Origin of the sequence: Defluviimonas salinarum, from assembly GCF_026013545.1 — a bacterium.
Classification (GTDB): Bacteria; Pseudomonadota; Alphaproteobacteria; order Rhodobacterales; family Rhodobacteraceae; genus Albidovulum; species Albidovulum salinarum.
The window spans coordinates 49,464-74,966 of sequence record NZ_JAPDOG010000020.1 but is presented as its reverse complement, the minus strand read 5'-3'; the positions used below and the strand labels follow the sequence as shown (position 1 = coordinate 74,966).

General features: G+C 67.2%; 20 protein-coding genes, 1 tRNA gene and 1 CRISPR repeat array. Of the genes, 8 read left to right on the top strand and 13 right to left on the bottom strand.

The annotated features are described in order from the left end of the window. Nucleotides 1-104: 104 nt before the first annotated feature. A CRISPR array of direct repeats spans nucleotides 105-1,592; the repeat unit is 36 nt; unit sequence ATCCTAGCAGAAGAAGCGGCGTGGCCAAGCCCGGAC. Between the two features lie 313 nt (nucleotides 1,593-1,905). Further along, a tRNA-Ser gene (locus OM960_RS18530) sits at nucleotides 1,906-1,993 on the bottom strand. Nucleotides 1,994-2,403: 410 nt separating this feature from the next. On the opposite strand from OM960_RS18530, the gene OM960_RS18525 reads away from it, so the two are divergent. The 7 genes from OM960_RS18525 (at nucleotide 2,404) to OM960_RS18495 (ending at nucleotide 9,074) form a co-directional block, all read left to right on the top strand. Next, nucleotides 2,404-3,447, top strand: a complete 1,044-nt coding sequence (locus OM960_RS18525) for an SPOR domain-containing protein (protein ID WP_264772973.1) — start codon at nucleotides 2,404-2,406, stop codon at nucleotides 3,445-3,447. Between the two features lie 57 nt (nucleotides 3,448-3,504). Beyond that, on the top strand, nucleotides 3,505-4,629 hold the full coding sequence (locus OM960_RS18520; RefSeq protein ID WP_263333727.1) for a D-alanyl-D-alanine carboxypeptidase family protein: 1,125 nt from the start codon (nucleotides 3,505-3,507) through the stop codon (nucleotides 4,627-4,629). A gap of 8 nt (nucleotides 4,630-4,637) precedes the next feature. Continuing rightward, nucleotides 4,638-5,249, top strand: coding sequence for a dTMP kinase (gene tmk, locus OM960_RS18515; RefSeq protein WP_263333725.1), 612 nt, complete (start codon nucleotides 4,638-4,640; stop codon nucleotides 5,247-5,249). Further along, on the top strand, nucleotides 5,246-6,376 hold the full coding sequence (locus OM960_RS18510; protein ID WP_264772972.1) for a DNA polymerase III subunit delta': 1,131 nt from the start codon (nucleotides 5,246-5,248) through the stop codon (nucleotides 6,374-6,376). Before tmk ends, OM960_RS18510 begins: the two co-directional genes overlap by 4 nt. A 139-nt stretch (nucleotides 6,377-6,515) precedes the next feature. Then, the gene (locus OM960_RS18505) at nucleotides 6,516-7,322 is read left to right on the top strand and encodes a TatD family hydrolase (protein WP_263333721.1); all 807 of its coding nucleotides are present in this window, start codon (nucleotides 6,516-6,518) and stop codon (nucleotides 7,320-7,322) included. Between the two features lies 1 nt (nucleotide 7,323). Next, nucleotides 7,324-8,124: an MBL fold metallo-hydrolase gene (locus OM960_RS18500; protein WP_263333719.1), complete on the top strand. Its 801-nt coding sequence runs from the start codon at nucleotides 7,324-7,326 to the stop codon at nucleotides 8,122-8,124. A 20-nt stretch (nucleotides 8,125-8,144) separates the two neighbouring features. After that, nucleotides 8,145-9,074, top strand: a complete 930-nt coding sequence (locus tag OM960_RS18495; RefSeq protein WP_264772975.1) for an AEC family transporter — start codon at nucleotides 8,145-8,147, stop codon at nucleotides 9,072-9,074. A gap of 31 nt (nucleotides 9,075-9,105) precedes the next feature. Here the strand turns inward: OM960_RS18495 and OM960_RS18490 are convergent, their stop codons facing one another. The 11 genes from OM960_RS18490 to OM960_RS18440 form a co-directional block, all read right to left on the bottom strand. After that, complete coding sequence (locus tag OM960_RS18490; RefSeq protein ID WP_264772971.1) at nucleotides 9,106-9,642, bottom strand: DUF6647 family protein; 537 nt, start codon at nucleotides 9,640-9,642, stop codon at nucleotides 9,106-9,108. Nucleotides 9,643-9,834: 192 nt separating this feature from the next. Next, nucleotides 9,835-11,964: a BTAD domain-containing putative transcriptional regulator gene (locus tag OM960_RS18485; protein ID WP_264772970.1), complete on the bottom strand. Its 2,130-nt coding sequence runs from the start codon at nucleotides 11,962-11,964 to the stop codon at nucleotides 9,835-9,837. A gap of 194 nt (nucleotides 11,965-12,158) precedes the next feature. Next, on the bottom strand, nucleotides 12,159-13,376 hold the full coding sequence (locus OM960_RS18480) for an ABC transporter permease (protein ID WP_263333712.1): 1,218 nt from the start codon (nucleotides 13,374-13,376) through the stop codon (nucleotides 12,159-12,161). A gap of 5 nt (nucleotides 13,377-13,381) precedes the next feature. Then, on the bottom strand, nucleotides 13,382-15,028 hold the full coding sequence (locus OM960_RS18475; protein WP_263333709.1) for an ABC transporter permease: 1,647 nt from the start codon (nucleotides 15,026-15,028) through the stop codon (nucleotides 13,382-13,384). A gap of 89 nt (nucleotides 15,029-15,117) precedes the next feature. Beyond that, nucleotides 15,118-16,212, bottom strand: coding sequence for an extracellular solute-binding protein (locus OM960_RS18470; protein ID WP_263333707.1), 1,095 nt, complete (start codon nucleotides 16,210-16,212; stop codon nucleotides 15,118-15,120). Between the two features lie 109 nt (nucleotides 16,213-16,321). Continuing rightward, the gene (locus OM960_RS18465; protein ID WP_263333704.1) at nucleotides 16,322-17,428 is read right to left on the bottom strand and encodes an ABC transporter ATP-binding protein; all 1,107 of its coding nucleotides are present in this window, start codon (nucleotides 17,426-17,428) and stop codon (nucleotides 16,322-16,324) included. Nucleotides 17,429-17,649: 221 nt separating this feature from the next. Beyond that, a complete protein-coding gene (locus tag OM960_RS18460) occupies nucleotides 17,650-17,895 on the bottom strand; it encodes a MoaD/ThiS family protein (protein ID WP_263333702.1) in 246 nt (81 codons plus the stop codon). After that, nucleotides 17,895-20,135, bottom strand: a complete 2,241-nt coding sequence (locus OM960_RS18455) for a xanthine dehydrogenase family protein molybdopterin-binding subunit (protein ID WP_264772969.1) — start codon at nucleotides 20,133-20,135, stop codon at nucleotides 17,895-17,897. Before OM960_RS18455 ends, OM960_RS18460 begins: the two co-directional genes overlap by 1 nt. A gap of 1 nt (nucleotide 20,136) precedes the next feature. Next, nucleotides 20,137-20,613: a (2Fe-2S)-binding protein gene (locus OM960_RS18450; RefSeq protein WP_263333698.1), complete on the bottom strand. Its 477-nt coding sequence runs from the start codon at nucleotides 20,611-20,613 to the stop codon at nucleotides 20,137-20,139. Beyond that, nucleotides 20,610-21,473 (bottom strand): FAD binding domain-containing protein, encoded by an 864-nt coding sequence (locus OM960_RS18445; RefSeq protein WP_264772968.1) that lies wholly within the window; start codon nucleotides 21,471-21,473, stop codon nucleotides 20,610-20,612. The genes OM960_RS18450 and OM960_RS18445 overlap by 4 nt, the downstream gene beginning before the upstream one ends. A 114-nt stretch (nucleotides 21,474-21,587) precedes the next feature. Beyond that, on the bottom strand, nucleotides 21,588-23,627 hold the full coding sequence (locus OM960_RS18440) for an NADH:flavin oxidoreductase (RefSeq protein ID WP_264772967.1): 2,040 nt from the start codon (nucleotides 23,625-23,627) through the stop codon (nucleotides 21,588-21,590). A 157-nt stretch (nucleotides 23,628-23,784) separates the two neighbouring features. Between OM960_RS18440 and OM960_RS18435 the strand changes: the two genes are divergently transcribed. Beyond that, on the top strand, nucleotides 23,785-24,411 hold the full coding sequence (locus tag OM960_RS18435) for a TetR/AcrR family transcriptional regulator (RefSeq protein WP_264772966.1): 627 nt from the start codon (nucleotides 23,785-23,787) through the stop codon (nucleotides 24,409-24,411). A gap of 3 nt (nucleotides 24,412-24,414) precedes the next feature. Here OM960_RS18435 and hemE read toward each other — a convergent pair whose 3' ends face one another. Continuing rightward, entirely contained in the window at nucleotides 24,415-25,440 is a 1,026-nt protein-coding gene (gene hemE, locus OM960_RS18430; protein WP_264772965.1) for a uroporphyrinogen decarboxylase, read from the bottom strand. Between the last annotated feature and the right edge of the window lie 63 nt (nucleotides 25,441-25,503).

Sequence of the window (25,503 nt, the reverse complement as noted above, 5' to 3'; positions counted from 1 at the left end):
TATGTGAAGAGCGCGTCTGCCGGGGCGCGACGCGTTCCCCACACTCAACGACATGCACGCTCAACTGGCCGAGTTTTGCTCCGCCACGTGGACGGTTTTTACGCCGCCGTTGACAAGAAGCGGCGTGGCCAAGCCCGGACATCCCGGCGGCGCTTCGCGGATTTCGCGGTATCCTAGCAGAAGAAGCGGCGTGGCCAAGCCCGGACCGATGCCAACGTGGCGTTCCTGTTTAAGCAATCCTAGCAGAAGAAGCGGCGTGGCCAAGCCCGGACTACCTGGCTCATCAGGCCACCTCATCTGCTAATCCTAGCAGAAGAAGCGGCGTGGCCAAGCCCGGACCAAGGGCGAGCGCATGAAGAACGCGGAAGGATCCTAGCAGAAGAAGCGGCGTGGCCAAGCCCGGACTCAACTCCCATATCGTCCTCTCAGTGGGGCATCCTAGCAGAAGAAGCGGCGTGGCCAAGCCCGGACTAGCCGTCGCACTCGCCGATGGAGCGCAGGGATCCTAGCAGAAGAAGCGGCGTGGCCAAGCCCGGACCGTGGCCGTCAGCTTGCAGCGGTAGACCCCATCCTAGCAGAAGAAGCGGCGTGGCCAAGCCCGGACTCTGACCGGCAATACATCATCGGCCACAATATCCTAGCAGAAGAAGCGGCGTGGCCAAGCCCGGACGCACTCGACGGACGGGACGCAGGCGACGGCATCCTAGCAGAAGAAGCGGCGTGGCCAAGCCCGGACTGCGCCACCTTGTCGAACAGGGCGCCAGAAATCCTAGCAGAAGAAGCGGCGTGGCCAAGCCCGGACGCCTTCGAGCAGGGGCAATGTCGGTCGGATCCTAGCAGAAGAAGCGGCGTGGCCAAGCCCGGACCTGCGTAACGGACCAGTACGAGTGCTGGCAATCCTAGCAGAAGAAGCGGCGTGGCCAAGCCCGGACTGGTAGGTCAGGCGGATAGTGTCGTTATCAAATCCTAGCAGAAGAAGCGGCGTGGCCAAGCCCGGACGATGTCGTCATTTCCATGGCCTCCATTCTATCCTAGCAGAAGAAGCGGCGTGGCCAAGCCCGGACCAGCGCCTCGATTGCGTCGCTCATGCGTTCATCCTAGCAGAAGAAGCGGCGTGGCCAAGCCCGGACAACTATGAGTGCTCGCAAGAGACGACAGAAATCCTAGCAGAAGAAGCGGCGTGGCCAAGCCCGGACGCCGCTGGCGATGCCGCGATGCATCGGCCGATCCTAGCAGAAGAAGCGGCGTGGCCAAGCCCGGACGCCAAGAGAACGAGCGATGTCGCGAGAATCATCCTAGCAGAAGAAGCGGCGTGGCCAAGCCCGGACCGTATAGCTGTTGCCAACGGTGATCGCGTTATCCTAGCAGAAGAAGCGGCGTGGCCAAGCCCGGACTGGTGCAGCCAGATCGCGGTGTGATCGGTCATCCTAGCAGAAGAAGCGGCGTGGCCAAGCCCGGACATCCTCGGCGGCGACACGCTCCACGCCGAAATCCTAGCAGAAGAAGCGGCGTGGCCAAGCCCGGACAGCTATTGCCTCAAGGATCAGTTCACCCATATCCTAGCAGAAGAAGCGGCGTGGCCAAGCCCGGACTGGACGGGCAGTGTTGTCTTCGACCCCGTTGCGCGCAAACATGAAATGGGGTTGGATCGCAGGGCCGCCTGCACTGGAAATGGAACTGCGAAACGACCAAAACCGAACGGCAAATTTTTCCATTTATTATCAATTCATTACAGAAATTCACCAAATCTGCGCAGTCATCAGGTCCAGAGAATCTCGGCCCTGAGAGACCGCTTTCGGCCCTCCTTGCGTATGACCAAGTGCTCAGCCTCACCTGCATAACCCTCGAAAACAACGAGAAATTGCGGCCGATGCCGGGCGCGGAGAAACAGTTTCCTAGGGCAAGTGGCGGATGAGGTGGGATTCGAACCCACGGAACCTTTCGGTTCGCTGGTTTTCAAGACCAGTGCCTTAAACCGCTCGGCCACTCATCCGCATTGGTCATCATGCCGGAACCCGATCGCCGTGATCGCATCCCGCAGGCATGACCGGTAGAGCTTCTACCCGCTTCCCGTTTCCCGGTCCAGCGCCGCCGGGGCGGTCCAGCCTGGGACACGTTCGCGGGTCGCGCAGCTGCCCGGACCGCTCTTGCCGAGGCGACGCCTAACCGGGGCCGGACGATTCTGAAAGGCGGCTCGCGCCGATTTCCGCCCGGACACATGGGTGGCCTTTCCTTGCCTGCGGCGAGCCGCTACAATCCGGCGCAAGCGCGGTAAAGGCGCATAGGGTTGGGCGTGAAGGTCGGGCGGTCTTCTTCGGGGATCCTCCGTACTTCTTTTCTGGGCAGTCCAAGCGCGACGGGAGAGTTCGCGCGTAATCGGGGGCGAGGATGAATAGGCTGGGGATGGCGAGAAGCTGCGTGGTGATCGCGACCATGCTGGCGCTTGCGGGGTGCCAGAACACGGGGCAGAACTCGGGTGCCGGACCGTCGTCGGGTGTCATCGGAAAAGCGGCTGCGGTCGAGCGCGATGTCGAGTCGCCGGAAGTCTTCAACCTGACCGGCGACGGCTTGTGGGACGGCCGCCCCTCGCTCGGCGGCGTCTGGGTGGCGCATTCGACCGTGACCGATCCCGAACGGGTGATGATCCGCAATACCGCCAACGGCAAGTCGGTCGTGGGCGCGCTGTTCCGACGCGAGCGCGAGAATCCGGGGCCGAGCCTGCAGGTCTCGTCCGATGCGGCCGATGCACTTGGCATGCTCGCCGGCCAGCCGGCCAAGCTGAGCGTGGTTGCGCTTCGTACCAAGGAGGTGCCGGTGGCGCCGCCGGCGGCGCCGGAAGCCGCGGTTCCCGCGAAAGCCGCCGAGCCGCCCGCCACCAAGCCTGCCGCAAAGCCTGCGGCGACGGGCGCGGCTGCGCCCGCGGCGGCAGCTGCGGCAGCGGCCGAAGCCGCGCCGGAGCCGAAGACGGGCGGCCTTTTCGGGATGTTCCGCAAGAAACCCGAGGCGCCCGCCGCCACCGCGGAGGAAGCACCGGCCACGGGTGTCAAGAGCGGCTCGAGCATCGAGCAGTCCAAGCTTGAACCGGTCACGGCCGCCGCCGAGGCGGCGATCGACCGCGCCGAGAGCGAGGCCGCGGCCAAACCCGCCGCGGCGGCCAAGTCCGAACCGGCGGCCAAGGCGGCGGCGGCCACCGCGCCCGCCGCGGGGGCGGCGCCGAAAAGCCCCTTTGTCCAGGTCGCTATCTTCAGCACCGAGGCGAATGCCAACAGTGCCGCCAAGCAGCTCACGGCCGCCGGGCTGGCCGCATCGGCCCGCTCGGGCACGAGCAACGGAAAGCCGATCTGGCGCGTCCTCGTCGGCCCCGCGGCCAGTGTCGCCGAGCGCGACGCCCTCACCGCGCGGGTCAAAAAGCTCGGCTATTCCGACGCCTATCCGGTGTCGAAGTAAGGAAGGAGCATGATCCTAGTGATGACCCGTCTTGCCGCTTTCCTGATCCTCGGTCTCATGGCCGCCCTGCCGGCCCGTGCCTTCGAAACGCTTGCGGGCGCGGCCTGGGTCTATGACATCACGACCGGTACGGTGCTGCTGGAAAAGAACGCGGATGAACCGCTTCCGCCCGCGTCTATGTCGAAGCTGATGACGCTGAACATGCTGTTCGAGGCGCTCAAGGATGGCCGCGCCAAGATGGACACGACGTTTTCTGTCTCGACCAAGGCCTGGAAGATGGGCGGATCGAAGATGTTCGTGAAGCCCGACGATCGCCCCACCATCGAAGAGCTGATCCACGGGATCATCATCAACTCCGGTAACGACGCCTGCGTTGTCGTTGCGGAAGGGCTGGCAGGCTCGGAGAGCAATTTCGCCTCGCTGATGACGAAGCGCGCGCAAGACCTGGGCATGACGCAATCGCACTTCGCGAATGCCTCGGGCTGGCCCGACCCGAACCACAAGATGAGTGCGCGCGATCTGGGCTTCATCGCCACCCGTCTGATCACCGAGTTCCCCGAGTTTTATCCGTATTTCGCCATGACGGACTACAACTACAAGGACCGGGTGCCGGCGAATTCGCGCAACCGCAATCCAATGTTGCGAACGAGCGGAAGCGGCGACTGGACCGCCGACGGCCTCAAGACCGGCCATACGTCCGAGGCCGGCTACGGCCTCGTCGGTTCGGCCGTGCATGAGAACGGCCGGCGCATCGTCTTCGTTCTCACCGGGATGGCCAGCGAAGCCGAGCGCGCGCAGGAGGCCGAGGCGATTACCAACTGGGCCTTTCGCGAATTCGTCCAGAAGACGGTAGCCGCCAAGGGCACGCGGATTGCGGACGCCGATGTCTGGCTCGGCGCTTCCGCGCGCGTCGGTCTCGTCGTCGGCGAGGACCTGCAGCTGTTGCTGCCCTCGCTCGCGCAGGACAAGCTGAGTGCGAGCGTCGTTTACACGGGGCCCATCGAGGCGCCGGTGGAAGCGGGACAGAAACTCGCCGACATGGTGATCGAGGTGCCGGGCATTCCGCCGATGACCGTGCCTCTGGTGGCCGAGAACGCGGTGGCGAAGGGCGGCTTCACGTCCCGGATCAAGACTGCGTTCGGCATTCTCGCCAAGCGGGTCATGGCCGAAATCGGAAGCTGACGGGCGGGATGTTCATCACCTTCGAGGGGATCGACGGGTCGGGCAAGTCCACCCAGGCGCGGCTTCTGGCCGATCACCTGCGCGGTGCGGGGCATGACGTGGTTCTGACCCGCGAACCGGGCGGCAGTCCGGGGGCGGAGGAGATCCGACGGCTGGTGCTCGAGGGCGATCCCGACCGCTGGTCGGCCGAGACCGAGATTCTCCTCTTCACCGCCGCGCGGCGCGATCACCTGGAGCGGACGATCTTGCCGGCGCTCGCCGCCGGCAAGATCGTCATCTGCGACCGTTTCGCCGATTCCACCCGGATGTATCAGGGGCTCTCGCGCGGCGACCTGCGGGCGACGGTCGATCAGCTTCACGCGATGATGATCGGGCGCGAGCCGGACCTGACCTTCGTCATCGACATGGATCCCGAGCTTGGGCTGGCCCGCGCCAAGGGGCGCAACGGGGCCGAGGAACGGTTCGAGGATTTCGGCGCCGATCTGCAGCGCCGGATGCGGCAGGGCTTTCTCGCGCTCGCCGCCGAATATCCGGGTCGCTGCCATGTGATCGACGGCAATCGCGCGCCCGAGGCGGTCGCGGCCGAGATCGCCGCGATCGCAACGAAGGCGCTGGCATGAGCGAGACGGGGCATCCGGAACCCGACCGGATCGAGGGGGCACCGCATCCGCGCGATACCCTTCGGCTCATCGGGCAGGAGGCTGCGGAGGCCGCGTTTCTCGACGCCTACGGCACCGGCCGGCTGCACCACGCCTGGCTCCTGACCGGGCCGCGCGGGGTCGGCAAGGCGACGCTCGCCTGGCGCATCGCGCGCTTCCTTCTTGCGACGCCGGAGGAGGCCGGGGGCGGGCTCTTCGGCGATCCCGCGCCGGCGCCCGACACGCTCGACATCGCCCCGGAGCACCCGGTCGCGCGGCGGCTCCAGGCCGGAGCCGAGCCGCGGCTCTTCGCGCTGCGCCGCGCCTGGGACGAGGACAAGAAGCGGCTGAAGACGGTGATCACGGTCGACGAGGTGCGACGGATGAAGAGCTTCCTGCAGCTCTCCGCGACCGATGGCGGCCGCCGCGCGGTGATCGTCGATCCGGCCGACGAGATGAACACCGCGGCCGCGAACGCGCTTCTGAAGATGCTGGAGGAGCCGCCCGCGGCGGTCACCTTCCTGCTGATCAGCCACCAGCCCTCGGGCCTTCTGCCGACGATCCGCTCGCGCTGCCGGGAGCTGCGGCTCGCGCCGCTGTCGCCGGAGGGTCTCGCCGAGGCGATGGCGGCGGCGGGGGCGGAGGCGGGCGACACGGGGGCGCTCGCGGCGCTGGCGGGGGGCTCGGTCGGCGAGGCGATCCGGCTCACCAATCTCGACGGGCTGGAGACCTACGCTGCCATCGTCGCGCTCTTCGCGACGTTGCCGCGGCTCGACCGGCCGCAGGCGCTGAGGCTCGCTGAAAGCGCGGCGCAGCGGGGGGCGGAGGAGCGGCTGGCGCTGTTTCTCGCGCTGATGGAGCTGTTCCTGTCGCGTCTCGCCCGCGCCGGCGTTCTGGGGGCGACGGGGGACGAGGCTGCACCGGGCGAGGCGCAGCTCTTCGCCCGGCTGTCGCCGGACGCCCGCGCCGCGCGGGCCTGGGCGGAGCTGCACCAGAGCCTCGGCGCGCGGGCGCGGCATGCGCGGGCGGTCAATCTCGACCCGGCGGCGCTGGTTCTCGACATGGTGCTGAAGATCGACGAGACCGCGCGGGAGCGGCTTGGCGGATAGCGGGAAGGGGGCCAGCCCCCACGCGGTGCGGGGCACCGCGTTCCCCCGGGATATTTCGGGCAAGATGAAGGGGAAGCGGCGGGACATGGGGCGCGGTATTGCGATTTTCTTCCGCGGCGAAACGCGCTAATGGCAGGCCATGACCGATAGCCCGCGCCTCACCGACAGCCATTGCCATCTCGACTTCCCGGATTTCGGGGAGGACCTCCCCGAGATCGTCGCCCGTGCCCGCGCGGCGGGCGTTCACCGCATGGTGACGATCTGCACGCGGCTGAGAAACGAGCCCGCCGTCCGCGCCATCGCCGAGGCGCACGAGGGGGTCTTCTACGCCGCGGGCACCCATCCGATGAGCGCCGCCGAGGAGCCGATGGCGACGGTCGAGGAACTGGTGGCGCTGGCGCGGCATCCGAAGTTCGTCGGAATCGGCGAGACCGGGCTCGACTACCACTACACCGCCGACAGCGCCGAGGTGCAGCGGCAGTCGCTCCGCATCCATATCGCGGCGGCGCGCGAGACCGGGCTGCCGCTCATCATCCATGCCCGCGCGGCCGACGAGGACATGGCGCGGATCCTGGCCGAGGAGCACCGGGCGGGGGCCATTGCCTGCGTGATGCACTGCTATTCCTCGGGGCCGGAGCTGGCGCGGGCCGCGCTCGATCTCGGCTTCTACCTCTCGATGTCCGGCATCGCAGCCTTTCCGAAGAGCCGGGAGCTGCGCGACATTTTCGCCGCCGCGCCCGTGGACCGGATCCTCGTCGAGACCGACGCGCCCTATCTCGCGCCGCCGCCGCACCGGGGCCGTCGCAACGAGCCGGCCTATGTCGCCCATACCGCGAAGGTGGGCGCGGAGGTCTATGGCCTCTCTCATGCCGAGTTCGCGGCGCGGACCGAGGCGAATTTCGAGCGGCTCTTCTCCAAGGCGGCGGCGGCCGCGAAGGTGGCGTGACATGGCGGTGATGCGCTTCACCATCCTCGGCTGCGGTTCCTCGGGCGGGGTGCCGCGGATCGGCAACAACTGGGGCGACTGCGATCCGGCGAACCCGAAGAACCGCCGCAGCCGCTGCTCATTGCTCGTCGAGCGGATCGGGGACGGCGGCACGACGCGGGTCCTGATCGACACGTCGCCCGACATGCGCGAGCAGCTTCTCCGCACCGGGATCGATGCGCTCGACGCGGTCGTCTACACGCATTCGCATTCCGACCATGTCAACGGGCTCGACGACCTGCGCCAGATCGTGTTCCTGACACATCGCCGGGTGCCGGTCTGGGCCGACGGGCCGACGCAATACGAGCTGCTGGCGCGCTTCGCCTATGCCTTCGTACAGCCCGAGGGGTCCTCCTATCCGCCGATCTGCGATCTCTATACGATCAAGGGGCCGGTCCGTATCGAGGGCGCGGGCGGGGTGATCGAGCTTGACCCGTTCGAGGTCGATCACGGCGATATCGACGCGCTCGGCTTCCGGATCGGGGGGCTCGCCTATCTCCCGGACGTGCTGAAGATCCCCGAACCGGTCTGGGAGAGCCACCTGAAGGATCTCGACGTCTGGATCGTCGACGCGCTTCGCCGCAAGCCGCATCCGACCCATGCCCATCTCGCGCTGGCGCTGGAATGGATCGCGCGGGCGAAGCCGCGGCGCGGGATCCTCACCAACATGCATGTCGACATCGACCATGCCACGGTCGAGGCCGAGACCCCGGACCATGTCAGCGCCGCCTATGACGGGATGGTGCTGGAAGTCGAGGTCTGAACCTCTTGCCGGCGCTGCCGATCCAGGCGCTTCTGGAGGTCACGCTGCCGGTCTTCCTGGTGATCGGCTTCGGTTATCTCGCGGTGCGACTTCGGGCCTTCAGCGATGCCGGCGTCGACGGGCTAATGAAGTTCACCCAGAATTTCGCGATCCCCTGCCTGCTCTTTCGCGCGATATCGACGCTCGACCTCGGCCAGAGTTTCGAATGGCCGCTGCTTTTCTCGTTCTACGCGGGCGCCACGGCGGGGTTCCTGACCGGCATCCTCGGCGCGCGGGTGATCTTCAACCGGCCCTGGCCCGACAGCGTCGCGATCGGCTTCTGCTGCCTCTTCTCGAACTCGCTGTTGCTTGGCCTAGCGATCACCGAGCGTGCCTATGGGGAAGCGGCGCTCGCCGCCAACTACGCGATCATCGCGGTGCATTCGCCGTTCTGCTACGCGCTCGGCATCACCACGATGGAGATCGTGCGCCACGGCGGGCGCGGCATCTTCACGATGATCAGGGCGGTGCTGACCGCGATGTTCCGCAATGCGCTGGTGATCGGCATCGCGCTCGGGTTCGCGGTCAATCTCTCGGGCACCGAACTGCCCGGCGTCTTCACCGAGGCGGTGGACCTGATGGTACGGGCGGCGCTTCCGGCGGCGCTCTTCGGGCTTGGCGGCGTTCTGGTGCGCTACCGGCCGGAGGGGGATCTCTTGACGGTGCTTTTCATCTGCGCGGTGGCGCTCGGCCTTCATCCGGCGATCACCTGGAGCCTTGGCACGGCCTTCGCGCTCGAGCCTGCGCCGTTCCGGTCGGCGGTGCTGACGGCGGCGATGGCGCCGGGCATCAACTCCTACATCTTTGCCAACATGTACGGCGTGGCCAAGCGGGTCGCGGCGACGGCGGTGCTGGTGGCGACCGCCTTGTCGATCCTCACGGTGTCGGTCTGGCTGACGATCCTCGGCTGAGGCTTTGCGCCGAACTGTGCCCGGGGCGGGTTCAGTCCGGATGGTGATCGCGCACCGCGCAACTGGACTCGAGCGCGATGGCGAGCCAGAAGATCCCGGCTTCGATGCCTGCCTGATCAAGGAATGTTTCCTGAAGCTTGTAGGCATCCCACTCCATCGCCTGATCGCAATACCAGTGGCGCGCATGGGTCTGGCGATGGTGGACGAGTTCGTGCAGCAGGATGCTGCGGTCGTAGACCCTGTCCGCGAACCACGGGCGCTGCAGGTAGATCGTGGCGGTTTCGGCGTCGTAGGCGCCGCGGGTCGCCGGGCCGTGATGCGCGGTCCCGGCGCTGATCGCCGCCATCTTGCCCGCCGGGACCAACACGATGCGCGGTCTCACGGTTTCGACGCGGGGGTAGGTTCCGAAATGGTCGATCCACGCCTCGAGGACCGGAACGGCGTCCTCGATCGCGGCAAGTTCGGCGTGTGTTTTCGCGCCGGAAATGGTCGTCTCGCCCTGAGCGGGCAGCGCCGCCACGGCGAGCACGGCCGCGGCCCCGAGGGTTGCAAGATACGGAAATCGCATAAACCTTCCTCCGTCGCAGGGACCATGCGGGAAGGATGAACCGGCGGCCTCAAGCCCACGTCAGTGCGCGATCAAGCCGCTCTCAAAAATGCCCGAAAGCGGGATTTCTGGCCGGATTGCGCGAGGCAGACGGTTCCTGAGGAAAGAAAACCGCGCGTCGCTCGGACGCGGTGAGGGCTTGCCGTGTCCCTGCTACTCGGACGCTTGCTTCGACCGCGCCGTTGCTGCCGTTTCCGGCAACCCGGCCGTGCGCAGGTCGTCGAGATAGCGTTGCTCATCCGCCGGATCGCGGTACTTGCCGCGGAAGTTGAGCCGCACGGCCTCGACCGAATAATCCGGAAAGGTGTCGAGCAGGACGCCGATCTCGCGCCGCGCCGCGTCGAGGTCGCCGCGGCAGACATGAATGATCGCGAGATCCCGGCGGGCGAGCGGTGGCATTCTCGATACTTCGTTCATTGCCCGCAGAGCGCCGTCGCAGTCGCCGCGCAGCCAGCGGATCCAGCCGAGATTCCATTCGTACCAGTCCGGGTGAAACGGATCGAGGCGGCTGGCCCGGAGTACCAGCTCCTCGGCCTCTTCGGTCCGCCCGGCATAGCCGAGCGGCTCCGACAGCATGGCCATGACCTTCGTCGCATTCGGATTGAACTCGAGCGCGGTCTCGTAGCGTACGATCGCCGCGTCGAGCTCTCCGGCCTGAACGTGCACATAGGCCATCGCTTCGTGGGAGGTGTAGTCGTCGGGTGCGAGGTCCAGCGCCTTCTGCGCCGTTTCGCGTGCCGCCTCGAGCGCGTCTTCACGGCTGAGCTCCGACCACCCCCAGCGGTAGCCGTTGAGATGGACATAGGTCAGTCCGACATAGGCCTGGGAAAAGGTCGGGTCGGCCCGCAGGGCGGCAAGATTGGCCTGCCGCGCCTTTTCCGTCCCGTCGCGCGTGAATTCTCCGAAGTGTCGCTGAGCCTGCAACTGCAACTGGTAGGCGTTGAGCGTTGCGGGGTCGGCGCGCTTGGCTTCCTCGCCGGTGCGGACGAGAACCGAGCCCGCGACCGTCGCGGCGACCGTGTTCGTGATCTCGTCCTGTACCGCGAAGAGGTCGAGAATGTCGCTATCATAGCGTTGCGACCAGACATGGTTGCCTTCCAGCGCGTCGATGAGCTGGGCGGTGATGCGCAGCCGATCGCCGTCCTTCTGCTGGCTGCCCTCCAGAATGTAGCGCACGCCCAGTTCGCGCGCGATCTTTCGGGCATCGGTCGCGGTGTCGCGATAGTGGAAGCTGGAGTTGCGGGCGATCACGAAGAGCTCGGAGAAGCGCGACAGATGATGGATGATGCCCTCGCTGATCGCGTCGCTGAGATAGCCCTGATCCGCGCCCGCGCTCAGGTCGTCGAAGGCGAGGACGGCGATGGAGGGCTTGTCGGGGAGCGGATAGGCCATCGTCGCGGCATCGACCGGTTGGAACTCCGGACGGGTCTGCACGATGAAGGCCCCCGCCGCGAGCAGGGCCAGCAGCGCGGCGCCGGCGACGCGCATCCAGAACCCGCGTCGTGGGCCCGGAGCGGGCCGCTCGGGCCTTGGCTCGTGAGCCGCCCACTTCGGTGCGGAGCGCTCGTCGAGGATGCGCTGGTAAAGCCCGGTCGTCTCCGCCTCGGGTTCGGTTCCAAGCTCGTCAGCCAGGCTTTCGCGCAGCCGCTCGTATTCGTCGCTGGCGGGCCCGATCTGACCGGCGGTCGCGTGATGGGCCATGAGGCTGCGCGCGGCCGTCTCGCTGTAGGGATCGAGGTCCTGCAGCCTGTGGGCGGTCGCGACCATCTCCTCCTCGTGGCCCTGCGCCGTTTGCAGAGCCAGAAGCCGCGTCAGCGCGTCGATGGCTTCCAGTCGCAGGCGCCGCTCCTCGGCGAGCTGCCAGTCCGCGAACGCCGGCGTCGGCGCCGGAAAGCCGTCCAGAAACGGGCCCGCATAGAGTTCCCGCGCCGCCAGGAGGTCGTCGTGGTCGCTGCTTCGGGCGCGCCGGGAAAACTCCGGCACGTCGACCTTGATGCCGGCGGTCGAGAGGCAGATCGTCTCGGGATTAACAGAGAGAACGTCCGCATGGACTCCGAGGGCCTTGCGCAAGGCGTAAATCGCCTGACTCAGGGATGCGCTCGCCTGCTTCTGGGCGCTGTCGCCCCAGAGCAGGTCGCTGGCCGCTTCGCGCCCCATCGGCCTGCCCTGTTGGAGCGCAAGCCAGGCAACAAGGGCGCGCACCTTGCGGGGCAGGGGCAGCGGATCCCGGCCGCCGATCCCAACCTTGAGCGTGCCAAGCAACTGTACTTGAAGTTTCGCCATCCTCCCCGAACGCGCATCCAGTCGTGTGTTCCAGTCTAGCACACATGCGGCGGCAATACCGGCCCCTGGATGGCCAGGGTCGCGGACCGGCCCGCAAGCATGGTTCGCCGCGTTTCCACTCGAATCGCGGCCACGGTCCGGGCAAACGAAAAGGCCGGCCCGAAGGCCGGCCTTTCCTTTCGGTTCCGCCCGCCTCAGGTCGGGCTCATGCCGCGCAGGCGTTCCGAACGCCGGCGCAGGAGCTCGAGCGTGGCCAGAAGAAGGACCGAGAAGGTGACGAGGACTGTCGCCACCGCGAGGATCGTCGGCGAGATCTGCTCGCGAAGCCCGATGAACATCTGCCAGGGCAGCGTCTTCTGCGCCGCCGAGCCGACGAAGAGGACGACCACGACCTCGTCGAAGGAGGTGATGAAGGCGAAGAGGCCGCCCGAGATCACGCCCGGCAGGATCAGCGGCATCTGCACCTTGAAGAAGGTGCGGACCGGCCCGGCGCCCATGTTCGCCGCCGCCCGCGTCAGCGACCGGTCGAAGCCGACCAGCGTCGCGGTGACGGTGATGATGACGAAGGGAATGCCGAGCACCGAATGGGCGAGGATCACCTTGACGTAGCCGATGAAGTCCTTCGACATGCCGAGATTGCCCTCCATCCAGTTGCCGAGCTTGGAGTAGAAGAAGAACATGCCGGTCGCCGAGATGATCAGGGGCACGATCATCGGCGAGATCAGGATCGCCATGATGGCGCGGCGGCCGGGCACATGGCTCTGGCTGAGGCCGATCGCGGCGAGCGTGCCGAGCGAGACCGAGATGATCGTCGCCAGGGGGGCGATGACGAAGGAGTTCTTCAGGGGCCGCGTCCAGTCCGGGTTGGACAGGAAGTCCCGGTAGTGCTTCAGCGAGTACCCGTCTGGATCGAAGGCCAGCATCTCCGGCGTGAAGGTGAAGAAGTCCTGGGCGTTGAAGCTCAGCGGCAGCACGACGACGATCGGCGCGATCAGGAAGAAGAAGATCAGCCCGCAGATGAACTTGAAGCTGTTGCTCCAGAGGACGTCGCCGGCGGTCGCGTAGGACGGGACCGAGCGGCGGTAGTCGCCGGTCGAGAGCCAGTAGGCGAACCAGCTCAGGATGAGGCCGATGATCGCCCCGGCGACGAGGCCTGAGGTGCCGGCCATCGCGAAGCCGGCAATGCCGGCCACCGCGGCGGTACCGAGCCGCCCGGTGCGGCGGTCCGGAACGAAGCTCGCGAGCACATAGCCGAGCGCGGCGGAGAGCACCGCGCCGGCCACGGCGCCGATCAGCGGCTGGCCGTTGGCGGTGCCCACGATGTAGCCGAAGCCGAGGCCGGCGGCCGCCATCAGGGGCAGGGTGAAGCCGGTGAGGCTCGGGGTCGGGATTTCGGAATGAAGGCTGCTCATGTCTGTTACCCCAGCTTCACGTTATCGATGCCGACGATCTTGTCGTAGACGTAGTAGAGCAGCAGCACCGCTCCGAGCAGGATCGAGCCGAGCGCCGCCGCAAGTCCCCAGTTCAGTGAGGACGAGATGTGGAAGGCGATCCGGTTCGAGATGAAGACGCCCTGAGTGCCGCCCACCAGTTCCGGCGTGATGTAGTAGCCGATGGCGAGGATGAAGCACAGGATCGCGCCCGCGCCGATGCCCGGCACCGACTGCGGGAAGTAGACCCGCCAGAACGCCGTCCAGTTGGTCGCGCCAAGCGACTTCGCCGCGCGCAGGTACGAGGGCGGGATGGTCCGCATCACCGAGTAGAGCGGCAGGATCATGAACGGCAGCAGGATATGCGTCATCGCGACGATCGTGCCGAACTGGTTGTTGATCATCACCAGCCGGTTCGCGTCATCGACGAGGCCGAGCCAGACGAGGATGTCGTTGATCACGCCTTGCTGCTGCAGCAGCACCTTCCAGGCCGAGGTCCGCACCAGAAGCGAGGTCCAGAACGGCAGGAGGACGAGGATCATCAGCACGTTCGCCGTCGAGGCGCGCAGGTTGGCCAGGAGCCATGCCACCGGATAGCCGAGCAGCAGGCAGCAGAAGGTGATCAGCATCGACATCCACATCGTGCGCCAGAACAGCTTGAGATAGATGCGCTGCTGCTCGGGCCGGGTCTGAACCCCGTCGACGCCCTTTTCGAGGTCGACCGCGTTCAGGAAGTAGCCCGGCGTGTAGTTGCCGCTGTAGAGACGGATCGTCTCCCAGTTGCTGACCTTGTCCCAGTCCTTGTCGATGCCGACGAAGGTCTCCTTGTAGGAGAAGGGCTCGAACCCGGCGACGGCCGTGGCGGCTGGGGCGAGAAGCCCCGCGCTCGGGCCGCCCACGGCGGCGAGCGCCTCGGGCGAGGCCGTGGCGAGATCCTGCGCCAGCGCGGTGAAGAGGGCGGGCCAGGGCTTGGTGTCGGGCACGCCCTTGCGGCCGGTGGCCTGGGTGTCGCGGGCGAAGGTCCTGTAGGCGTCCGCGGTCAGCGGCAGCGCGTCGGCGGCCTCGCTGCGCGGGGCGAAGCGCGGCTCGCGCGCGCCGTCTTCCTTCGCGGCGGCCCATTCGGCCTGTTTCTCGAGCCAGGCGTCCGAGCCCATGAGCGCGGCCCAGGTCTCGCCGTCCTTCCACGCCTTGTCGGCGTCGGTGAAGCGGCCCATGAACTCCTTGCCGATGTCGTCCGCGCCGCGTCCGGTCTTGCGGAAGAGCGAGGAAATGCCCGGATCTTCGTAGTTCAGCCGCGAGCCGAGCTTAGTATGGATCTTCTGTTCGGCCGCGACCTGGAAATCCACCGCGAGGGCGGCGAAGACCGGCTCGTCCGGCGAGGCTTCGGATTTCGGATCCCAGTCCTTCAGCGCGCGCACCGTGTTCGGCAGCGTTTCCGAGACGATCTGGTTCTCGACCGAGCGGAACAGCATGTCCGCGATCGGCGCGATGAAGGTGACCAGCACGAAGATGAGAAGCGGCGCGATCAGCATCAGCGCCCGCAGCTTCTGGCGCCGGAGCGCGCGGGCGAGGCTCGTCTTCAGCGGCGTGCCGTCTGCGGCCCGCATCGGGCCGGTCTGGGTTGTGTCGCTCATGTCTCCCCCGTCAGAGCTTCTGGTTCTTCAAAGTCACAAACGAATGGGGTGGAAGGGGCCCGGGGGCCCCTTCCGAAGGCGTTAGGCGATTATTGCGCCAGCCAGGCCTGGAACTTGGCGTCCAGGTCGTCGCGGTTGTCAGCCCACCAGCTGTAGTCGTAGATGTGCGGGTTGGTCGCGTTGGCCGGGTCGGTCGGCATGTGCGGCGCCATGTCGATGCCGAGATCGGCGTGCTGGCCGACGAGCGGCGCCGAGGAGGCGCGGGCCGGGCCGTAGGAGATGTACTTGGCCTGATCGGCCAGACGCTGGGTGTCGGTCGCGAACTTCAGGAAGTCCATGACGGCGGCTTCCTTCTCTTCGGACAGGCCAGCCGGGACGATCCAGCCGTCGAGGTCATAGGACTGCATGTCCCACAGCATTCCGATCGGCTGGTTCTGCTCGGCGATCGCCGAGAACAGGCGGCCGTTGAAGGTCGAGCCCATCACGACTTCGCCGTCGGCGAGCAGCTGCGGCGTCTCGGCGCCTGCGGTCCACCACACGACCTGATCCTTGATCGTGTCGAGCTTGGCGAAGGCCTGGGCCTGGCCTTCATCGGTGCTGAGGACGTTGTAGATCTCTTCCTTGGCAACGCCGTCGCAGAAGAGCGCCCATTCCACGTTGTCGATCGGACGCTTCTGCAGCGATCGCTTGCCCGGGAACTTCTCGAGATCGAAGATGTCGCAGACGGAGGTCGGCGGCGTGTCGCCGACGAGGTCGGTGCGGTAGCCGAAGGTGGTCGAGTAGACGATCTGCGGGACGAAGCAGTCGTTGTTCAGCGTGGCGCCGAAGTCTTCGGAGGCGGGGGTTCCGTCCGGCGCCGGGGCCAGCTCGGTGTCGAAGTCGATCTCGCGGGCGAGGCCCTCGTCGCAGAGGCGGATCGAGTCGGAGACGGTGACGTCAACGAGGTCCCAGGTGATGTTGCCGGCTTCGTTCATCGCGCGGAGCTTGGCCACGGCTTCGGCCGAGCTTTCGTCCCAGATGATGTTCACGTCCGGATGCTCGGCCATGTAGGGCTCGGCATAGGCCTTCAGCTGCGAGGTCTGGTAGGCGCCGCCCCAGGACACGAGTGTCAGGTCGAGGGCCGAGGCCGCACCGGCCGCGAAGGTCAGCGCGGTCGTCGCCAGAAGGGTCTTGGTCACGTTCATTGCATACTCCCTATATGCTCCCGAATAGTCGATCTGGCCCCCGCTCCGGGACAAGCTGCCAGGCCAAACGGATTGCGGGCGCGGGGGCTTGCGCCCCGCGCCCGGAGGCTCAGGCGTCGAGCGCCCGGCAATCGGTCGGCAGCCAGCCGATCTCGATCTGGCTGCCCGGCTCGAGCCGCACCTGGTCGGGCGCGTTGCGGGTCTTGACGATGAACTCTTCGTTGCCCGCGACCTTGAGCCGGGTGCGGAAGATGTCGCCCATATAGATGAATTCGAGCACTTCGGCCTTGAGCGTGTGGGCACCGGGCTGGAGTCGAGCCTTGTTGAACTCGACCCGCTCGGGCCGGATCGAGACGCGGGTGCGCTCGCCGGGCTTGGAGACGTTCACGGGCTTGGCGTCGATCAGTTCGCCGTCGTCGAGCTGGATCAGGGCGACGTCGCCCTTGATCTCCTTCAGGGTGCCGAGAAGGGTGTTGTTCTCGCCGATGAACTGGGCGACGAAGCTGTTCTCCGGCTCTTCGTAGAGCACGGCGGGCGGTGCGAGCTGCTGGATCCGGCCGTCGTCGAAGACCGCGATGTTGTCGGACATCGTGAGCGCCTCGGTCTGGTCGTGGGTGACGTAGACCGTGGTGATGCCGAGCTCATGCGCAAGGCGGGTGATCTCGAACTGCATGTGCTCGCGGAGCTGCTTGTCGAGCGCGCCGAGGGGTTCGTCCATCAGAACCAGTTCAGGTTCGAACACCAGCGCGCGGGCGAGCGCGATCCGCTGCTGCTGGCCGCCTGAGAGTTGCGCCGGGCGGCGGCCACCGAAGGCGCCCATCTGCACCATGTCGAGCGCGCGCTTGACCTTCTTCTCGCGCTCGGCCTTGGCCATGCCGCGCACTTCGAGCGGGAACGAGAGGTTCTCGGCCACGGTCATGTGCGGGAAGAGGGCGTAGTTCTGGAACACCATCCCGATGCCGCGCTTGTGAGGCGGGATGTTGTTGATCGGGCGCCCGCCGAGCTTGATCTCGCCGTGAGTCGCGGTTTCGAACCCGGCGAGCATCATGAGGCAGGTGGTCTTGCCGGAACCCGAGGGCCCGAGCATCGTCAGGAACTCGCCCTTTCCGACCGAGAGGTTCAGGTCTTTGACGACGAGCGTCTCGCCGTCATAGCTTTTCTGAACGTGCTCAAACGATACAAATGCGGGCGAACCGCTTGCTGTGGCGCTGGTCAATGTCGGGCTCCCCGTTGGTGTTTTGATGTCTTCTGTACCCGTGTGGTGACTAAAACGGAACCGTTCCCCGATTTCAACATGTTGTTTCAGTCCGGCGTCGGAACCTTATTTCCCCTGCGGCAGGCGCGAAGTTTGTTCGTATAGCGACGGAATGGCCCCCGGAAACGACCTGATTGCGTCAGCCCGTCGCGTAATCGATTCGCCGCCCCGCCTGCGACGCGTCAGCCGCCGGTCATGTAGGGCATGAGCACGACCTCGCTGTCGGGTCCGATCTCGGTGAACCAGGCCTCGCGGTAGATCACGCCGTCGAGCGAAAGCGAGATGCCGCGCGCGATCTGGGGTTTGAGGCCGGGATATTCGACCGCGAGCCGGTCGAGGAGCTGCTTGAAATTCGCCGCCTCGACCTCGACCTCGGCGAGCCCGCCAGTTGCCTGCCGGAGCGAACCCCAGAGCAGGACCTTGACCATCAGGAGCCCCCGAGCGCCTTCAGGATGCGCGGCGGCGACATCGGCAGTTCGCTCATGCGCAATCCGATCGCGTGCGAGACCGCGTTCGACAGCGCCGCAAGCGGCGGGACGATGCCGGTCTCGCCGACTCCGCGCACGCCGTAGGGATGGCCGGGGTTCGGGATTTCGAGGATCACCGTCTCGATCATCGGCAGGTCCGAGGCCACGGGCACCCGGTAGTCGAGGAAGGTCGGGTTCTGGAGCCGTCCGTCCTCGCCGTAGATATACTCCTCGTTCAAGGCCCAGCCGATGCCCTGCACCGCGCCGCCCTGCATCTGGCCCTCGACATAGTCGGGATGCACCGCCTTGCCGGCATCCTGGAAGACCGTGTAGCGCAGGACCTTGGTCGCGCCGGTCTCGCGGTCGACCTCGACATCGCAGAGATGGACGCCGAACGACACCCCGGCGCCGTCGGCGTTGACCTCGTAATGGCCGGCGATCGGGCCGCCGGTCTCGGCGGAGACGGCGGCGATCTCGGCCAGCGTCATCGGCGGGAACTTCCCGGCATTGGGGCCGGCGGGCACCGCCGCGCCGTCCTTCCACTGGACGGCTTCCTCGTCGATCCCCCAGATCTTCGCCGCGCGGGCGCACATCTTCCGGACCGCGTCGCGCGCGGCCTTGATCGTTGCCAGCCCCACCGCGAAGGTCACGCGGCTGCCGTCGGTCACGTCGTTGTAGCCCAAGGACGACGTGTCGGCGACGATCGTGCGGATGTTGTCGTAGGGAATGCCCAGTTCCTCGGCCGCCATCAGGCTGATCGAGGCGCGTGATCCGCCGATGTCGGGGTTGCCTTCGGTGATGCCGACGGTACCGTCGGTGTTCACGTTGAGGCTCACGCAGGTATTGCCGCCGAAGTTGAACCAGAAGCCGCAGGAGAGGCCGCGGCCCTGGTTCGGGCCGAGCGGCGCCTTGTAGTGCGGGTGCGCCCTGGCGGCCTCCAGCGTCGCGACGAGCCCGATATCGGGGAAGGTCGGCCCGTAGGAGGATTTCGTGCCCTTCCGCGCGGCGTTCTTCAGGCGCACATCGAGCGGATCGAGGCCGAAATGCTGGCAAAGCTCGTCGACGACGCTTTCGACCGCGTAGATCGCGACCGGCGCGCCCGGCGCGCGGTAGGCGGCCTCTTTCGGGCGGTTGGTCATCACCGACCAGCCGTAAGTGCGCACGGCGTCGAGGTCATAGGCCGCGAAGGCCGCCTGGGTGCCGAACTCGGTCGTGCCGCAGGGGAAGGCGCCTCCCTGATAGCGCAGGGTCGCCTCGGCCGCCGTGATGCGGCCGTCCTTCGTCATGCCGATCTTGATGTCGGAGGACGACGAAACCGTCGGCCCGGTAGCCCGGAACACCTCGTCGCGGCTCATCACGAGCTTGACCGGCCGCCCGGCCTTCTTCGAAAGCATCAGCGCGACAGGCTCGATGAAGACCGTGGTCTTTCCGCCGAAGCCGCCGCCGATCTCGGAAGCGGTGACACGGAGCTGGCTCGCCTCCATGCCGAGGATCCCGGCGCAGAGCGTACGGACGTAGAAATGGCCCTGCGTGCAGCACCAGAGGTCGGCCTTGCCGTCCGAGGTGACCGAGGCGAGGCAGGCATGGGGCTCGATGTAGCCCTGATGGGTGGCGGCGGTCTTGAATGACCGCTCGACGATCTTGTCGGCCTTGGCGAAGCCCGCGTCGAGGTCGCCGTGGCCAAACTCGAAATGTGCGGTGACGTTGTCGGAGAAGCCCTTGGGCACGTTCTCCTGCACCCGGCCTTCCTGCACCACGGGCGCGCCGGGTTGCATCGCCGCGTCGACGTCGGTGACATGCGGCAGGATTTCGTAATCGACCTTGATGAGCTTCAGCGCCGCCCGCGCGGTCGCCTGGTCCACGGCGGCGACTGCGGCGACGGCGTGGCCGTCATAGAGCGCGCGGCCGCGCGCCATGCAGTTGTCCTGCACGTCGCGGGTGAAATCGTCCTCCGGCACGCCGAAATCCTCGGCCGTGACCACGGCTTTAACGCCCTTCAGCGCCAGCGCGGCGGAGACGTCGATCGAGCGGATCCGGGCATGGGCATGGGGCGAGCGCAGGATGCGGCCCCAGAGCATGCCGGGCGCGGTGGCGTCGGCCCCGTACATCGCCCGGCCGGTGACCTTGTCGACCCCGTCGGGGCGGCGGACCCGCGTTCCGACCTGCTTGAACTCGCGCTTGCGGTATTCGTCCAAGGACATCTCAGGCCCCCCTCATCTCGGCCGCGGCCGCCTGCACGGCGCGGATGATCTTGTCGTAGCCGGTGCAGCGGCAGAGGTTGCCGGCGAGCCAGTAGCGCAGTTCCTCGTCCGTCGGGTCCGGGTTCTTCTCGAGGAGCGCCTTGGCGGCGACGAGGATGCCGGGCGTGCAGACCCCGCATTGCAGCGCCGCGCCGTCGATGAAATGGCGCTGCAGGGGATGCAGGTCGTCGCCGTCGGCCATGCCCTCGATGGTCGCGATCTCGGCCCCCTCGGCCTCGGCGCCGAGGACGAGGCAGGAGCAGACGAGCCGTCCGTTGACGGTCACCGAACAGGCGCCGCAATCGCCGGTGCCGCAACCTTCCTTGGCGCCGGTGAGGCCGAGCCGGTTCCTCAGCACGTCGAGGAGCGTCTCGTCCGGCGCGCAGAGGAACTCGTGGGCGTCGCCGTTGATCGTGGTGGAGACATGGATCTTGGTCATCTGGAACCTCCGGCGCGGGCGTAAGCGATGAGCGCGGCGCGCCTGGCGAGCGTGCCGGCGGTCTTCGTGCGGAAGGCGACGGTGCCGCGCTTGTCGTCGATCGGCTTGCAGACTGCCTCGCAGGCCTGCGCCATCTTGGCGAGGGTTCCGTCATCGAGCCTGGTGCCGACGAGGAGTGCGGCCGCCGCGTCGACCGCGATCACGGTCGGCGCCACCGCGCCAAGCGCGATGCGCGCGGTCTTCACGGTGCCGCCCGAGTCGAGTTCCAGCGACACTGCGGCGGAGGCAACCGCGATATCCATCTCGGTGCGCGGGATGAAGCGCAGGTAGGCGTCGGAGGCGCGGCCGGGCCGGGCGGGCAGGAAGATCGAGGAGATGATCTCGCCCTTCTTCAGCGTGGTCTTGCCGGGGCCGGAGGGGATCTCGGCGACTGGGCAGTCGCGCTCGCCCTGAGGCCCGGCGATCCGCGCGACCGCATTCGCCGCCACCAGCGAGGGCACCGCGTCGCCCGCGGGCGAGGCATTGCAGAGGTTGCCAGTCATGGTGCAGCGCCCCTGCACCTGGGTCGAGCCGATGAGCTGCACGCCCTCAGTCACGCCGGGCCAGAGGGCGCAGAGCGCCTCGTGCTCGCCGATCTCGGCGCCCGAGACCGCGGCGCCGATGCGGAAACCGCCGGCCTCCGCCGTGATCTCGCGCATGCCGGGGATCTTCTTGATGTCGACGACGAGCTCGGGTTCGACGAGCCCCGAGCGGAGCTGGACGAGCACGTCCGTCCCGCCCGCCAGGACCCGCGTGAGACCGGTTTCCGCCGCCAGCGCGGCAGCGGCCTCGGCGGCGGTTGTCGCAGCCAGATATCGCATATTCCCTTTCCTCCCGACCGTCGTTGCGGCGCGCGGGCCAGCCCGTCACCCGAAAGTGCGGACCGGTCCCGAGACGTCACAATACCGGACGGGGCGAAAAGGGGAAGGGCGTGATCAGACGTCCTTCAGGAACCGCAGGCCATCGTAGATCGCCGCATGGGTGTTGCGGGCCGCGACCGCGTCGCCGATGCGGAAGAGCCGGAACCCGTCCTTCGGGCCGCCGTTCACGGTCTGCGGACGCCCGGCGATGAGCGCGTCGTAGTCGACCTCGCCGAGGTTCACCGACATCGGCTTCAGTTCGAAGTAGAGCTCGTCCATCGGCAGCGTACCGTGGTTCACCACGACCTGGTCGTAGTGCCGTTCCTTGGCGAGCGGCATGTAGTCCGAGCCGATCACCGCCTTGAGGCGGTTGCCGTCCCTCGCGACCGAGGTCAGGCGGAAGGTGACGGTGAAGGTCACGTCCTTGTCCTGCAACGACCGCAAGTAGGGGACGAGGTTCATCGCCATCACGTCCGGCGCGAAGCTGCGGTCCGGCGTCATGATCTCGACCTTGGCGCCGGCCTTCGCCGCGACCTCGGCGGCCTGCAGCCCGGCATGGTCGCCCGCATCGTCGTAGACGAGGACGTTCGAGCCCGGCTTCACATCACCCGAGATCATGTCCCAGGAGGAGACCACGAGCTCGTTGCCGGCCTCCAGCACCTCTGATTGCGGCAGGCCGCCGGTGGCGATCACCACGACATCGGGATTAAGCGCGATGACGTCGGCGGCATCGGCCCAGGTGTCGAAGCGGAACTCGACGTCGCGGGCCGCGCATTGCGCCATGCGCCAGTCGATGATGCCGATCATCTCCTTGCGGCGCGGGTTCTGGGCGGTGAGCCGAACCTGCCCGCCGGGTTTCGAGGCGGCCTCGAACACGGTGACCGAATGGCCGCGCTCGGCCGCGACGCGGGCGGCTTCGAGACCCGCGGGACCGGCGCCGACGACCACCACCTTCTTCTTCTCGGCCGCCGGTGCGATGTCATGCGGCATGGTCAGCTCGCGGCCCGTCGCGGCGTTGTGCATGCAGAGCGCGTCGCCCGCCTGGTAGATCCGGTCGAGGCAGTAGGTCGCGCCGACGCAGGGCCGGATGTCGTCCTCGCGCTTCTCGATGATCTTGCGCACGACATGCGGGTCGGCCATGTGCGCCCGCGTCATCCCGATCATGTCGAGCTTGCCCGAGGCGATGGCATGGCGCGCGGTCGCGACATCGGGGATGCGGGCGGCATGGAAGGTCGGCAGGCCGACCTCGGCCTTGATCCGGCCGGCGAAGTCGAGATGCGGGGCGGAGGCCATCCCCTGCACCGGGATCACGTCGGTCATCGCCGGGTCGGTGTGGATCTGGCCGCGGATGACGTTGAGGAAATCGACATGGCCCGACGCCTTGAACATCTTGCCTACGGCGATGCCTTCCTCCTCGCTGAGGCCGCCCGGCGCAGTCTCGTCGGCGGTGTAGCGCATGCCGATGAGGAGCCTGTCGCCCACGCGCTCCTTGATCGCGGCGAGCACGTCCATCGTGAAGCGGGCCCGGTTCTCGAGGGTGCCGCCATAGGGGGCGTCGAGCTCGTTCGTCAGGGGCGACATGAGCTGGTCCATCAGGTGGCCGTAGCACTGCAGCTCGATGCCATCGAGCCCGGCCTCGGCCATCCGCTCGGCCGCATCGGCGTAGTCACGGATGATGCGGGCGATGTCCCAGTCTTCCATCTTCTTCGGGAAGGCGCGGTGGGCCGGTTCGCGCTGATGCGAGGAGGTCAGCGCCGGCAGCCAGTCGCCCTTGTTCCAATGCGTGCGACGGCCGAGATGGGTGAGCTGGATCATCACCGCGCAGCCGTGGTCGTGGCACTCGTCTGTGAGCTTCTTCATCCAGCCCACGACCTCGTCCTTGTAGGCGAGGATGTTGTTGAAGACCGGCGGGCTGTCCTTCGACACCGCGGCAGAGCCCGCGGTCATGGTCATCGCGACGCCGGCCTTGGCGCGCTCGACGTGATAGGCACGGTAGCGGTCCTTGGGCATGCCGTTTTCCGGATAGGCGGGCTCGTGGCTCGTCGTCATGATCCGGTTCTTCAGCGTCAGGTGCTTGAGCTGATAGGGCTGGAGGAGGGGGTCTTTCGAAGCCATGGCGGTTCCTGTCCGAAGGCGCCCGGGTCGTGTCCGGGCGATTACGGAATCGGTTTTACGCCGGATTTGCAGGCGATGGAGGGCAAAAACCGACACATGTGTCGATTTTTTTCGACCCCGGTTCGCCGCGATCTGGTTATGAAGCGGCATGGAAGACATGGAATCGCTTGGGCGCGGCTGGCGCGGAACCGAGGCGGGCTGGATCGAGGCCGCCTATCAGCTCCTGATCGAAGGCGGGGTGGAGGCGGTGAAGATCCTGCCGCTCGCCCGGCGGCTCAGGCTGTCGCGGACGAGCTTCTACTGGCATTTCACCGACCGCGAGTCGCTGCTGGCGGCACTGGTGAAGCGGTGGCAGGAGAAGAACACCGGCAACCTCGTGCTCCAGACCGAGATCGCGGCGGCGACGATCAACGAGGCGGTGCTGAACCTCTTCGACTGCTGGGTGACGCCGGAGTTGTTCGATGCCGCGCTCGATGTCGCGATGCGGAACTGGGCGCGCACCGATTCCGACCTCGGGCGGGCCTTCGAGGCGGCGGACAACACGCGCCTCGCCGCGATCCGGGCGATGTTCCAGCGCCACGGCTACGGCGCCGAGGAGGCCGACATCCGCGCCAACACCGTCTACCTGACGCAGGTGGGCTACCTCGCGCTCGGCACCGCCGAGACGCTGGAGACGCGGCTTCAGCGCATCCCGACCTACCTTCTGACCTTCACCGGGCGTCCCGGATCGGCGGCGGAGCTGGAGACGTTCAACGCCCGGCACCGCGCCCGAATCGAAAGCTGATCCTCAGCCGCGGATCGCCGCGAGCATCCGGTGGACATTCTCGGGATCGGCGTCCGGCGTGATGCCGTGGCCGAGGTTGAAGATATGGGGGCCGTTCGAGAAGGCCTTCACAATGCGCCGCGTCTCCGTCACCAGCGCCTCGCCGCCGGTGACGAGGAGCGAGGGATCGAGATTGCCCTGGACGCAGCCGTCCGTCTGCACGTTCTCGGCCGCCCAGTCGGCCGCGACCGAATTGTCGAGCGCGACGCAATCGGCCCCGGTCGCCTTGGCGAAGCCGACATAGCGCTCGCGTGCCTCGCGCGGGAAGGCGATGACCGGCAAGCCGGGATGGCGTGCCTTGAGCGCGGCGATGATCCGATTGGCGGGCGCGACGGCGAAATCGTCGAAGTCCTGGCCCTTGAGCGAGCCGGCCCAGCTGTCGAAAAGCTTGATGACCTCGGCGCCGGCCTCGACCTGGGCCGAGAGGTAGTCGATCGTCGCCTCGGTCAGAAGGTCGATGAGCGCGGCGAAGGTCGCGCGGTCGGCGGCCTTCAGCGCGTGGGCCGGACCCTGGTCAGGCGTGCCGCGCCCGGCGATCATGTAGGTTGCCACGGTCCAGGGCGCGCCGGCGAAGCCGATCAGCGTGACCTCATTCGGGAGTTCGCGGGAGAGGATCCGCACCGTCTCATAGACCGGCGCGAGCGTCTCGTGAATCGCGTCGCGGTCCTTCAGCCGGGCGAGGTCCGCAGGTCCCGTGATCGTGGACAATCGCGGACCCTCGCCGGTTTCGAACCAGAGATCGGAACCGAGCGCCTGCGGCAGAAGCAGAATGTCGGCGAAGAGGATCGCGGCGTCGAAGCCGTAGCGGCGAAGCGGCTGCAGCGTGACCTCGGCGGCGAGGTCGGGGTTATAGCAGAGCGACAGGAAATCGCCCGCCTTCGCGCGGGTTTCGCGGTATTCCGGCAGGTAGCGGCCCGCCTGGCGCATCATCCAGACCGGCGGCACGGGCAGGGTTTCGCCGGCTAGGGCGCGCAGGATCGTCTTGGTCATCTCTCACCTCTCGGCCCCTTTCACCCCGCCCTGCGACGGGATGTCAAGCGGATGCGCCAGCGC

Excerpts from the sequence above, each read along its gene's own strand:
- OM960_RS18525 (WP_264772973.1), top strand. The coding sequence starts at position 2,404 with ATGGCGAGAAGCTGCGTGGTGATCGCGACCATGCTGGCGCTTGCGGGG.
- OM960_RS18520 (WP_263333727.1), top strand. The coding sequence starts at position 3,505 with ATGGCCGCCCTGCCGGCCCGTGCCTTCGAAACGCTTGCGGGCGCGGCC.
- tmk (WP_263333725.1), top strand. The coding sequence starts at position 4,638 with ATGTTCATCACCTTCGAGGGGATCGACGGGTCGGGCAAGTCCACCCAG.
- OM960_RS18510 (WP_264772972.1), top strand. The coding sequence starts at position 5,246 with ATGAGCGAGACGGGGCATCCGGAACCCGACCGGATCGAGGGGGCACCG.
- OM960_RS18505 (WP_263333721.1), top strand. The coding sequence starts at position 6,516 with ATGACCGATAGCCCGCGCCTCACCGACAGCCATTGCCATCTCGACTTC.
- OM960_RS18500 (WP_263333719.1), top strand. The coding sequence starts at position 7,324 with ATGGCGGTGATGCGCTTCACCATCCTCGGCTGCGGTTCCTCGGGCGGG.
- OM960_RS18490 (WP_264772971.1), bottom strand. The coding sequence starts at position 9,642 with ATGCGATTTCCGTATCTTGCAACCCTCGGGGCCGCGGCCGTGCTCGCC.
- OM960_RS18485 (WP_264772970.1), bottom strand. The coding sequence starts at position 11,964 with ATGGCGAAACTTCAAGTACAGTTGCTTGGCACGCTCAAGGTTGGGATC.
- OM960_RS18480 (WP_263333712.1), bottom strand. The coding sequence starts at position 13,376 with ATGAGCAGCCTTCATTCCGAAATCCCGACCCCGAGCCTCACCGGCTTC.
- OM960_RS18475 (WP_263333709.1), bottom strand. The coding sequence starts at position 15,028 with ATGAGCGACACAACCCAGACCGGCCCGATGCGGGCCGCAGACGGCACG.
- OM960_RS18470 (WP_263333707.1), bottom strand. The coding sequence starts at position 16,212 with ATGAACGTGACCAAGACCCTTCTGGCGACGACCGCGCTGACCTTCGCG.
- OM960_RS18460 (WP_263333702.1), bottom strand. The coding sequence starts at position 17,895 with ATGGTCAAGGTCCTGCTCTGGGGTTCGCTCCGGCAGGCAACTGGCGGG.
- OM960_RS18455 (WP_264772969.1), bottom strand. The coding sequence starts at position 20,135 with ATGTCCTTGGACGAATACCGCAAGCGCGAGTTCAAGCAGGTCGGAACG.
- OM960_RS18450 (WP_263333698.1), bottom strand. The coding sequence starts at position 20,613 with ATGACCAAGATCCATGTCTCCACCACGATCAACGGCGACGCCCACGAG.
- OM960_RS18445 (WP_264772968.1), bottom strand. The coding sequence starts at position 21,473 with ATGCGATATCTGGCTGCGACAACCGCCGCCGAGGCCGCTGCCGCGCTG.
- OM960_RS18440 (WP_264772967.1), bottom strand. The coding sequence starts at position 23,627 with ATGGCTTCGAAAGACCCCCTCCTCCAGCCCTATCAGCTCAAGCACCTG.
- OM960_RS18435 (WP_264772966.1), top strand. The coding sequence starts at position 23,785 with ATGGAATCGCTTGGGCGCGGCTGGCGCGGAACCGAGGCGGGCTGGATC.
- hemE (WP_264772965.1), bottom strand. The coding sequence starts at position 25,440 with ATGACCAAGACGATCCTGCGCGCCCTAGCCGGCGAAACCCTGCCCGTG.